This window comes from Lacibacter sp. H407 (genome assembly GCF_037892605.1).
Lineage (GTDB): Bacteria > Bacteroidota > Bacteroidia > Chitinophagales > Chitinophagaceae > Lacibacter.
Genome location: NZ_JBBKTU010000001.1, coordinates 171,079 through 183,977, shown reverse-complemented (window position 1 = coordinate 183,977; position 12,899 = coordinate 171,079). Strand labels below are relative to the sequence as shown.

Sequence of the window (12,899 nt, the reverse complement as noted above, 5' to 3'; positions counted from 1 at the left end):
TTTTCATTCGTCTGTTATCTGGCACAAATCTCATTAACATGAAGAAAAGAATACCAATCCGGCTGTTATCGGTTATAATCATCTTTTTATTTTCCTGTGGCAAAAAAGATGTTGTAAACAACACGCCCAACGAACCACCAACAAATACGCTTCAGCAACTGGAGCCTTATAATTTTGTACTTGGTACACATGCCATATCGGGCAGTTACCAGTTTACTTCAGAAAACAAACTGGTGGAGCAGGCGAAGAAAGTGCGGGAGATGGGCTCGAATATCCTGAAAATTACATTGGGTAAAAACTCAGCAGATATTTATGGTATCAATGAGGTTACAAAAAGCACGACCACATTAGCGTTGTTCACGAATAACCTGCCGTATAAAACGGTCTGTAACATGGATTTTAAATACATCTTTTTCTGGGTGCATACGTTAACCAATGTGGATTGGAAGAAGACCCTCAGTGCTGCCGAAGAAAAAGTTTTATATGATGAAATGTTCAATTTTGTATCGCACATACTTACAACATATGATAACTCCGGTAAAACATTTTTAATCGGTAACTGGGAAGGCGACTGGTTGTTAATTCCTAGTTACGACAGAACGGTTACACCTGCTCCCGAATTGCTTGCAAACATGAGCAAGTGGTTTCAGATAAGACAAAAAGCGATTGATGATGCAAAGCAGGCATCAACAGCAAAAAACGTTTCGGTGTATCATTACATCGAAGCAAACCTGGTATTAAAAGGAATGAATGGCGAGCCTTGTGTTGCAGAAAGTGTGATTCCGAATGTTGATATCGATCTCATCTCTTACTCCAGCTATGAAGCGATCAAGGATAAAACTGCTGCACAGAAAAAAACAGATCTGCAAGCGATTTTCACCTACCTCGAATCGAAACTTAAACCAAAAACCGGAATGCCATTCAGCAGAAGGGTTTTCATTGGCGAATATGGTTACCAGGCCAATGCTTCCAAGCCTGAAACGTTTCAAAAACAATATGATGAAACAAAGGAAATTATGCGGATTTCATTTGAGCTGAATCTTCCATTTGCATTGCATTGGCAGATGTATAATAATGAGTACGAGAACGGGGTATCGAAGCAGATGTCATTGATCAATGAGTCAGGATCCAAAACACGCCAGTATGGGCTGCACAACAATTTTTATAAGGCCATGAATACTTACCTGAAGGACGAAAAACAGAAAAACAATACGTACCCGACGTCCGATGAATACAGAACAAAAGCACTACAGGTGTTATCATCGCTTTAGAGCCGGTATTTTAGGTTTAAAAAAAAGTACAGAGAACATTAGTACATGTTCTCTTTTCAATCGTCAGTAATCTAGCACATCTTATTTTACCATATGACTGATAACAAGGAGAAGCTCTCCGATCTTATAGATAAATACCTGGATAACCGGTTAACCTCTGCTGAGTTTGCGGAGCTGTGGCGGTTATTGAACGAAGAACCTGATGAAACACAATTGAACGAAGAACTGCAACACCTTTGGCAATCTGCTAAAATTGAAGCTCCGTTCATAGCTGCTGCCGAATGGGATCAAAAAATTCAGGAAGCAAAGCAAAAACTTACTGAATCTGATCAAACAGAACAACAACCTTCTATCAGCCGCTTCCAACGCTATCGTTGGGTTGCTGCTGCTGCCATTCTTTTACTGATTGTTTCTTCTGTTTTTGTTTTGGTAAATCGAAATGAGAAGAACAGCACTATCGCAAAAAAGGCACAACCTCAATTGCAGCAAGACGACAGGTTGCCCGGTGGAGACAGAGCCATACTAACATTGGCAGATGGCAGTTCAATTGTACTGGATAGTGCGGGTAACGGTATGCTTGCCCAACAGGGAACAACAGAGATTATTAAGAAAGAAGATGGACAACTATTATACAACAGTTCAGATAATGCAACCGATGCAGTTGCATATAATTTACTTCAAACACCCCGTGGCGGACAATATAAAATTACTTTACCCGATGGCAGTAAAGTATGGCTCAATGCCGCATCTTCTTTAAAGTATCCGGTTGTATTCAGCGGTAAAGAACGCCGGGTGGAAATAACAGGGGAAGCCTATTTTGAAATTGCGAAAGATGCAACAAGACCATTTAAGGTGCAATTGAATCAAATGGAAGTAGAAGTGCTGGGTACACATTTCAACATCAACAGTTATACCGATGAAGAAACTGTACGCACCACCTTGCTGGAAGGAAGAGTAAAAGTTACTGCCGCAAGTGAAAATAGATTTTTACAACCCGGTCAACAGGCGCAACTGAAACCATCGGGTAATATGAAGATCGTTGATGATGTAAACCTGGAAGAAACAGTAGCGTGGAAGGATGGAAACTTTCAGTTTGAAAATAGTGATATTAAATCGGTGATGAGACAACTGGCCCGTTGGTATGATGTAGAGGTAAGTTACCAGGGCACCATAAACAAACATTTTATTGGTGGCATTTCCCGCAATGTAAAGCTGTCGCAGGTGCTTTCAATGCTGCAGCAAACAGGGGAAGTGAAATTTAAAATTGAAGGCAAAAAAATTATTGTTATGCCGTAAAAAACAGAACAATGTAAAAGGAACATCCGAAGCAAGAGTTCAAAAAAAACCGGAAGTGGTTGCAACACTCCCGGCGAAATTTTCGGGCTCTTCAACAAGCAATCAAATTATCTGAGACTGTTTATCGTTAAACCCAAAAAACGAAGTTATGCCATTTACTGCTTTTAGTTTTCGGCACAAGCGAAAACTAACCAAAACATGCCCTCCTGTCAGGAAGGCACTATTGATTATGAAACTTATTGCTGTCTTGCTATTCGTGGCCAGTATGCAGGTATTTGCAGAAGCCCATTCACAAACTGTGAACCTTTCACTTAAAAATGCGCCCTTCCAGAAAGTATTGAAAGAAATCAGAAAGCAAACAGGCTACAATTTTATTTGTACTGTTGAGCTGATGGAGATGGTGGGCAATGTAAGTGTTGATGCCAAAAATGTTTCACTGCAGGATGCTCTTCAGGCGTGCTTGCAGAAAACGCCACTTACATTCACCATTGTAGAAAATACAATTGTAATCAAACGCAGGTTGCCGGCAGAAACAAATGCAAATTTTGCAAAAGAATCGCCCCCTGCTGACATTACGGTGAAAGGAAAAGTAACCGATGACAGCGGAACACCGCTGCCGGGAGCGTCTGTCAATTTAAAAGGAACCGGTACAGGTGTAAATACCGATGCCAACGGAGAGTTTACAATCAGTATCCCCGACAATTCATCCATGATACTGGTGATCTCTTTTGTAGGTATGGAAGCAAAAGAAGTAAATGTAAAAGGAACCACCAACGTGCAGGTTGCATTAAGCAAACAAGAAATTCAGCAGCAGGAAATTGTAGTGGTAGGTTACGGTACACAAAAGAAAGCAACGGTTACAGGAGCCATTGCACAGGTAGGAGCAAAAGTATTACAGTCGGCACCTGTGCCTAACACCTCGCAACTGCTTGTTGGACGAATGCCCGGGCTTTTGTCGAAAACAGCAAGCGGTTTACCCGGTGAGGATAATGCCAGTCTGCAAATCAGAGGCTATGGTAATGCGCTGGTGATTGTGGATGGATTACCAACACCTTTCAACCGTATTGATCCGAATGATATTGAATCAGTTTCTATATTGAAAGATGCATCTGCTGCCATTTATGGTGCAAGAGCAGGCAACGGTGTGATACTCGTTACAACAAAGCGTGGTAAGACAGGTGCTCCACAAATTACGTATACCGGCACCTACACGTATCAGATGCCTTCGGCTTTTCAGAATACAGTAAATGCAGGCGACTGGGCTGAGCTACGCAGAGAAGCGGCTTTGAATTACGGATTGAGCCCGGGTGAATTTACAGAAGAAGTAGTACAGAAATACAAAGCAGGTACTGAAGCCAACTTCAAATCGTATAACTGGCGTGATGCGATCTTCCGTACAGGTGCTCCCATGTTTCAACAAAGTATAACTGTTAGTGGTGGTACGCCTGCTTTAAAATATTTTGGTTCATTAGGTATGACTGATCAACAGAGTGTTTTCACCTCAGGAGATTATTTTTATAAGCGTTATAATACACGATTAAACGTTGATGCAACCATTGCAAAGAATTTGTCTTTGCGGTTTGACATGCAGTATCGTTTTGGTCAGGATCAGCAGGTAGGTTCAATTGAAGATGTAATGGTAGATTTTAGCACAGCACAACCACGTTACAATCCCTACCTGCCTGACCCGACCAGAAATGCATATACAGGTTTTCAAGGTCGTAATCCATTACTGCGTATCGATGCAGACCGTAAAGGATACAACCGTACCAGTTCTAATTTCTTCAACGGACAGGTAGGACTTAATTACAAAGTACCTTTTGTACCGGGCTTAAGTGTTGGTGCCGATTTATTGGTTAGTCAATCTGCTGACTATACAAAAATATTTAACGTACCAGCTGAGGTGTACGATTATGACTATGACACCGATGTTTATACCTATTTGGCCAACATGGGTAATTTTATTACACTCAGAGAAACCAATGCCCGTTATTACCAGGTTTACCCAATGCTGAAAGTGAATTACGATCGTGAATTTGGTAAGCACCGCATCAGTGGTATGGGTATTGCCGAACAACTCCAGAATGGTGGCAATTCATTGATGGCTTTTCGTAGGGATCTGTTGTCGCCATCCATCCAGCAACTCTTCTCCGGTGGTCAGGATTTTCAGGATAATACCGGATCGCAAAGTCAAATGTCGAGAGTAGCGTATATCGGTAAATTGAATTACGATTACGAAGGCAAGTATCTGGCAGAATTTATTTTAAGGGCCGATGCAAGTGCGAATTTTCCAAAGAATTCAAGATGGGGTTATTTCCCCGGGGTTTCAGTAGGCTGGGTGTTTTCAAGAGAAAACTTTATGGATAATGCATCATCATGGCTTTCGAATGGTAAACTCAGACTTTCTTATGGACAGTCGGGCAACGATGGTACCAGTCAGTTCAGTTATCTTACCGGATATGATATTGATGCAGGTGGATATATTATGGGAAATACGTTTTACAAAACGATCAGTACTACAGGCCTTCCAAATCCCGGTATTACCTGGGAAAGTATAACCAACTATAATATTGGTCTTGATTTAGTGTTGTGGAAAGGCAAACTGGTATTTGAAGGAAACGTGTTTTACAGGTTACGAGATGGAATCCTTGCTTCGCAACAAAGAGCTGTTCCTTCAACATTTGGAGCAACATTGCCACCGGTAAATTTGAACAGTCAGAGTAACAGAGGTTTTGAACTCATGATTGATTATCGCCCAAAGATCAAGGATGTACAACTTTCCATTATGCCTACGTTTACGCTTACGCAAAACAAATGGGAGTTCAGAGATGAAACAGCATATACCGATCCGGATCAAATCAGAATCTATCAGTTAACAGGTAAATCAGCCAACCTTTCATGGGGTTATAAGTCGGATGGTATTTTTATGTCGCAGGATGAAATAGATAAACTGCCATTTAACCAGGATGGTGTGGGTAATAGCAGTCTGCGTCCGGGCGATATCCGCTACGTTGATTTAAATAATGATGGCATTCTCGATTGGCGTGATCAGGATGTGATTGGTAAAGGCACGTTCCCTGAAATCGTCTACAGTTTAGTGATGGGTGGCACTTACAAAGGATTGTCGTTAGAAATGTTGTGGCAAGGTTCAACCGGGTTTAACTTTTATGTAACCGGTGCATCAGCATCCATGTTTTCAAATGAATCAATTCCGTACGATTATCACTATACGTATCGCTGGCAGCCCGATCCTGCAAATCCAACAGTTAATATCAACCCCAACGCACAATTACCGGCAGCATCATTGGGTTTAAATCCCAATAACATCAAGCGTTCTGATTTCTGGATGAAAGATGCCACATTCATTCGTTTGCGGAATGTGAATTTATCGTACAGCTTCAATGGAAGTATGGTAAAAAAAGTTGGGATTAAAAACCTGCAGGTCTTTGCTTCTGCTACCAACCTTCTTACGTTCAGTAAGCTTGGATTTTACAAGAACACATTTGACCCCGATGCGAATTTAAGTGGTGAAGGACGTAACTATCCGATTCATAAAAATATTGCAGGCGGAGTGCGCTTAACATTTTAAATAAAGGTTTATGAGAAATATAATCATTGCTTTCATTATAACAGGAATGATCGGTTGTACCAAAGTGTTGGATATACAACCGCTCGATATGATTGCTGAAACAGCAGTTTTTACAGATAAAAATCTGATAGAAGCCAACCTGCTTAGTTTATACGACCGTACTAAATTCCAGGAACTGGGCAACCAGGAAAATTTCAGAATGGGATTGTTAGCAGGGCCTGGCGGCGAATGCAGAGCGTTTGGTGATTGGCAGGATCCTTACATTGCTTCGATTAAGATTTATGATAATACAGGAGCTGGGTTGCTCGACTATTGGGCGTACACCGCTATCAGACAAATCAATGAATTCATTGATGGTGTAAATGGTTCATCATTTGAGCAAACGTATAAAGACCAGAAAATAAGTGAAGCACGTTTTCTGCGTGGTTTTATTTATCATCAAATGGTGAAACGTTTTGGTGGAGTTCCCATTATTACGAAAGTTCAACAGTTAACCGATCCCGAATCAGAATTATTTCCTGTGCGCAACAAAGAAGCAGAGGTGTATGATTTTATTGGAAAAGAAATGGACGAGATCGCCGCATTATTACCGGCTTCGTATGCCGGCAATGATTATGGCAGACCCACGAAATTTGCTGCACTTGCACTCAAAAGCAGAGCGATGCTTTACGCAGGAAGTATCGCAAAATTCGGTACAGTAGATTTGAACGGTGTTGTAGGTATTCCGGCCAGTGAAGCAGATAAATATTTTACGGCTGCAATGGATGCTTCAAAAGCAATCATGGATAATCCTGCATTTAGTTTGTACAACAAGGTTCCTTCTGATCCCGTTAAAAACTTTACGCAGTTGTTTACAGATGAAAATAATAACCCCGAAATAATCTTTGGCGTTAAATGGGATGCAACACTTAACAAAGGACACTCATGGGATGCGTTGTGTACACCGGCAGGTTTTACATCGGGCTGGAACTCGAACTTTAATGTGTTTCTCGAATTTATGGATCTGTTCGATTACCAGGATGGAAGATCCGGCGTGATGAACAGAACATTGCTTACAAACAACAGGTTACATGATATCGATTCATTGTTTGGAAAGCGTGATCCCCGCTTCAGAGCTTCTACCTTTTATCCCGAATGTATCTGGCAAGGCAAGAAAGTGTTTTTTCATTCCAGTACCAGGTATAGAAATGCAAGCGGCCAGGTGGTTACAAGCTCCAGCGAAACCTTCCTGATTCCGAATTCTGTATCAGCTCAATTCCCTGATGGTTTTTATGCGAAAGCACCCAACCGCAATACACAAAAAACAGGTGTGCATGTCCGTAAGCGTTGCGATGAAGCACTTACGCCTGCTGCAAGCGGACAATCCAGCACCGATTACATTGTATTCAGGCTTGGCGAAATTCTGCTCAACTATGCAGAGGCTGCTTTTTATCTTAATAAAAATGCAGAGGCGCTTAATGCTGTTAACTTAATAAGAACAAGAGCGAAAATGCCGGTACGTACCACCTTAACCGAAGACAATATCCGCCAGGAAAGACAAGTGGAATTGGCCTTTGAAGAACACAGGTATTGGGACTTACGCAGATGGCGCATTGCAGAACAGGTGTTGAACGGAAAACGTTTACAAGGTTTAAACTATGTGTACGATTTCGAAGCAAAAAAATACATCATCACATTAAAAAATGCAGAGGGTACAGCAAGGGTATTCCAACCCCGTCATTACTATTTACCATTGGGTATCGACAGAATTGCTGATAATCCCAGTTTGGTTGAGAACCAAGGATACTGATGTTTTTAAAGGAGGTTGTATCATTTGAAATAACTCCTCCGCAACGGGAGAATCATCATCGTAAAGTTTACCTGATAATGATCAATAAAGGTGCTTGAATAGTTGTTCAAGTGCCTTTATTGATACATGAATTTGTAATGAAGCCTTCGTTCTGAAAAAGAAATTCAGTTGTGAAGGCTTCTGAAAAAAAGATAGTATGCAACGACAGAAGAAAAAAAACGGCGGTCGTAAAGCAATATTAATTGCTGTGTTTTGCATGGCAGTTACAATTGTGTTTGGGTTTGATCATAAGCAGAAAACGAATCCGCCCAAACCCATGAATGTGATTTTCATTTTAACCGATGATCACAGGTTCGATTTTATGGGGTTCACCGGTAAAGTTCCGTGGCTGGAAACACCGGCGATGGATCGAATGGCAAAGGAAGGAGTGTGGGTGCGTAATGCTACAGTAACAACAGCACTTTGTTCTCCTTCAAGAGCATCCATTCTTACAGGGCAATATGCACACACACATAAAGTGGTTGATAATTTTTCACCATTGCCTGATAATTTAAATTTCTTTCCGGAGTACCTGCAGAAAGTTGGCTACCGTACTGCATTTTTCGGCAAATGGCATATGGGTCATGCAGGTGATGATCCGCAAAAAGGATTCAACCATTGGGAAAGTTTCAGAGGGCAGGGTGTGTATTACAATCCGTTGCTGAATATTAATGGACAACGTGTGCAATACAAAGACAGTGCATACATCACCGATCTGTTAACCGAACATGCTGCAACATGGATGCGTCAGCAACCGAAGAATAAACCCTTCTTCATGTATGTATCGCACAAAGGTGTACACGATGAATTTATGCCTGCACCACGTCATCGCAACAAGTATCATGGCAAGCCCATCAATTATCCTTCTACCATCAACTTAACAGCAACAGAAAATAGCAAACTGCATGGTGATGTGTGTAAAAGTCCGATTGCGGCGATGGTGAAGAATGATACCAATTACAATGTAAAAGATATTCCGCAATGGGTGTGGGCACAGCGTAACAGCTGGCATGGTGTAGATTTTATGTACGATGGTCGTGTACAGTTCGATGATTTTTATTACCGCTATTGCGAAACATTATTGGCCATTGATGAGAGTGTAACGAGCATTAGAAAAACAGTAGAAGAATTAGGTATTGCTGATAATACCATGATCATTTACATGGGCGATAATGGTTTCCTCATGGGTGAACACGGACTCATCGACAAACGCAATATGTACGAAGAAAGCCAGAAAGTGCCTTTACTGGTGTATGCACCTGGTATGTCGCACAATGGTAAACCACTCGACCAAATCATTCAGGGAATTGATATTGCTCCAACTGTACTCGAAGTTGCAGGTGTAACAAAACCCGCCAATATGCAGGGACAATCGTTCTTGCCGCTGCTGCAGGATAAAACAGTGAACTGGCGCAACAAAGCCTTTTACGAATACTATTGGGAGTTCTCTTATCCTCAAACACCTACTACGTTGGGTGTAAGAGAAGGTGCACACAAATTTATTTTCTATCCCGGTCTTTGGGATGTATCTGAATTTTATGATTTAAGTACGGATCCCGAAGAAAAGAAAAATCTCTATCGTCATCCGGCATGGCAAAATGAAATTGGTCGTATGCGCAAAGAATTATGGAGTTGGCTCCAGGAAACCGGTGGCTTACAAATTCCGCTAAAACCAATCAATGAAAAGAGAGGCGATTACGGTAGCAAGGGATTGTATTAAAAGCATGTTTAAAAAATAAAACGTCGAATCTTCTGGCAAGCAGTCGGTAGCGATTGATAGCAACGGCGGCGGTCCGCAGTGGTCGGTGGAGACACCGGCCACAGATCGCCAATAAGAAATTAAGAACAGTATTTTATATAGACGCTCATATACTTTGTTATTAAATATACAATCATTGATGCTTTATCAATCGTATTCGCTGTTATGCAGGAGTAATCTTTTTTGCAATGGGATGATGCAAAGGATTTATTCATCCGGTAGTTGTATAGCAACTATCTGACATTGTAATCAGCTGATAATTCTGTAACACATCGAACTATTCATTTTTTCATGAAATATTCTGTACATACTAAAATCGGGTTAGCTGTTTTTGTTGGTATGCTGCTGCTTTGTAAGAGCGTTGTATTCGCTCAGAAGCAACCCAATTTTGGATTAACAAAAAAACAACCGGCAGCAACCTTACCAAAAGGAAAAGCGCCGTTTCAAACGGCAGTTGAAAAACCAAGATCGGGAAAAGCTGGTGAAGCAACAGCACTGGGAAATGCAAGTTATACGCTTACCAGCGGATGGGAATTGACCGATGATCTCACGAATTTGTTGGGTACTGCTTCTGTGTTTACGGAAGCCATCAATACAAAAGGCTGGTACGATGCAGTGGTTCCGGGTACGGTGTTAACCTCATTGGTTGCAGCAGGAAAATTTCCCGATCCTTATTTTGGTTTGAACAACATGGCCATCACCGATTCTTTGTGCAGGAAAGAATGGTGGTACCGTACAACATTTGAAACACCAAAAAATGAAAATGGAAAATTAGCCTGGCTTTGGTTCAACGGCATCAACTACAAAGCACGTGTTTGGTTGAATGGTAAATATCTTGGTGATATCAAAGCTGCATTCATACGTGGTAAGTTTAATGTAACAGATCATTTAAAAACAAACGGACGCAATGTATTGCTGGTGCAAATAATGCCGCCACATAATCCCGGCATACCCGATGAACAATCTGCATTGTCGGGCATGGGGAAAAATGGTGGTGTACATACATTGGATGGTCCCACGTTTTTTGCAACAGAAGGCTGGGATTGGATACCCGGCATCAGGGATCGCAACATGGGTATCTGGCAGGATGTACAACTTTCTTTCACCGGTACTGTCACATCTTCTGATCCGCAGGTAGTTACTGATTTGCCGTTGCCTGATACAACCAGTGCATCTGTAACATTGCGTACAACAGTTATCAACAACAGCGCAACAACACAGGAAGCAACGATTCATTTTTCGTTTGAAGGAGTAGCCGTTTCTAAAAAAGTAAAGCTGGCACCGGGACAAATATTGCCTGTTGCATTTACGCCTGCTGATGCGGCGCAACTCATCGTAAAAAATCCACGCTTGTGGTGGCCCAATGGTTATGGCTTACCGAATTTGTACAACGCTAGCATCAAAGTAACGGATGCGAAAGGTGTTGAAGAAATCAAACAATTTCGTTTCGGCATCAGAGAATATGCTTACGAAATGATGGCGGATACAGAAGAGAAACAAGCAGTTCGTTTTGCATATAGTCCAACTGATAGTAGAATTGATAAACCAATCATTGATTTTACAAAACGACGTGCATTCAAAGACAAAATATTTATACCAACACTACGTCCGGAATTTCCGTTGGAGAAAATAGAAGTAATACCAAACAACGACAATCCTTTTTTGGTGATTAAAGTGAATGGTGTTGCCGTGTATTGTAAAGGTGGCAACTGGGGTATTGATGATGCCATGAAAAAAGTAAGCCGTGAAAACCTGGAACCTGCCTTTCGTTTGCATCGTGAAGCAAACTTCAACATGATTCGCAACTGGACAGGTGAAAGTACAGAACCAGTATTTTTTGATCTGGCAGATGAATACGGTATGTTGGTGTGGAATGATTTCTGGCTGAGTACCGAAGGCTTCAACCTCAATCCAAGCGATGATCAATTGTTTTTGGATAACAGTTTAGACATGATTAAACGTTACCGAAATCATCCATCCATTGCTATCTGGTGCCCGAGAAACGAAGGCTATGCACCGGCAGGTATTGAAAACGATTTGGCAACACAAGTGGCAAAAGAAGATGGCACACGGCATTACATCGGCAATTCAAGAGAAATCAATCTGCGGCAGAGCGGTCCCTGGCATTTCTTCGTCAACAACAAAGATTATTTCACCAAACAAGGCGATGGTTTTACAACAGAGATCGGTACATTCTCTGTTCCTGAAGCCAGCACGATCAGAAAGTTTATAGCACCGGAAGATCAGTGGCCCATCAATGATGCATGGCATTACCATGATCTGCACACCAATAATCAAAACCTCGAAGGTTATCTGCATACAGCAGACAGTTTGTATGGAGTTTCGAACAGTCTTGATGATTTTAACCGCAAGATTCAACTCATCAATTATGACAGTCACAGGGCCATCTTTGAAGCTTGGAATAATAAATTATGGAACAACAGCAGTGGTGTGTTATTGTGGATGAGTCATCCTGCATGGCCGAGCATGATCTGGCAAACCTATTCATGGGATTTTCAAACACATGGTTCGTTTTACGGTTCGAAGAAAGGTTGCGAACCATTGCATATTCAACTGAACCTGCACAATAACCAGGTGATAGCCGTGAATACTTCGTTAAACAACATGAAGGACGCAATGGCTGTACTGCAGGTATACACGATGGATGGAAAACTATTGCAAAATAAAACTGCTCCGGTTGATGTTGCAGCAAATACAAAAGCCGATGTGTTTACAGCTACATTGGATGAAGCAAGCTTACCTGCTAATTATTTGGTACGTCTTTCCATAAAAGATAAAAAAGGAAATGTGCTGGCTGCCAATGAATACTGGAAAGCCAATACTGCAACAGGTCATTTTAAAGCATTCAACCAGTTGCCTGTTGTAACCCTTTCTTCGAAAGCAGTACGTCTTGCAAACAATCAGATCAAAATTGAATTGGAAAATAAAACCAAACATCCGGCTATTGGTATCAAGTTAGATGCATTGGATAACGCAGCACAAATTGTACTGCCTGCTTATTTCAGCGACGGATATTTTACATTACTCCCCGGCGAAAAGAAAATAATCTTACTTGAAACTGCAGCTGATAAAGCAATTGAAAAAATAAAGGTAGCCGGTTATAATGTCACTGGAGTCGTATCCATCAAAAACTAA

6 protein-coding genes are annotated in these 12,899 nt (G+C 41.4%); all 6 read left to right on the top strand.

The features are described from left to right. Window positions 1-38 precede the first annotated feature (38 nt). The 6 genes from WG989_RS00790 to WG989_RS00765 all read left to right on the top strand — a co-directional run bounded on the left by WG989_RS00790 (window position 39) and on the right by WG989_RS00765 (window position 12,899). Window positions 39-1,271 carry a hypothetical protein gene (locus WG989_RS00790; protein WP_340426627.1) on the top strand — a complete coding sequence of 411 codons (1,233 nt, stop codon included), beginning with the start codon at window positions 39-41 and terminating at the stop codon, window positions 1,269-1,271. 93 nt (window positions 1,272-1,364) lie between these two features. Further along, window positions 1,365-2,567 (top strand): FecR domain-containing protein, encoded by a 1,203-nt coding sequence (locus tag WG989_RS00785; protein ID WP_340426626.1) that lies wholly within the window; start codon window positions 1,365-1,367, stop codon window positions 2,565-2,567. A gap of 229 nt (window positions 2,568-2,796) precedes the next feature. Continuing rightward, a complete protein-coding gene (locus WG989_RS00780; RefSeq protein WP_340426625.1) occupies window positions 2,797-6,156 on the top strand; it encodes a TonB-dependent receptor in 3,360 nt (1,119 codons plus the stop codon). A gap of 10 nt (window positions 6,157-6,166) precedes the next feature. Further along, window positions 6,167-7,945 (top strand): RagB/SusD family nutrient uptake outer membrane protein, encoded by a 1,779-nt coding sequence (locus tag WG989_RS00775; RefSeq protein ID WP_340426624.1) that lies wholly within the window; start codon window positions 6,167-6,169, stop codon window positions 7,943-7,945. 196 nt (window positions 7,946-8,141) lie between these two features. After that, a complete protein-coding gene (locus WG989_RS00770) occupies window positions 8,142-9,704 on the top strand; it encodes a sulfatase family protein (RefSeq protein WP_340426623.1) in 1,563 nt (520 codons plus the stop codon). 330 nt (window positions 9,705-10,034) lie between these two features. Then, a complete protein-coding gene (locus WG989_RS00765) occupies window positions 10,035-12,899 on the top strand; it encodes a glycoside hydrolase family 2 protein (protein ID WP_340426621.1) in 2,865 nt (954 codons plus the stop codon).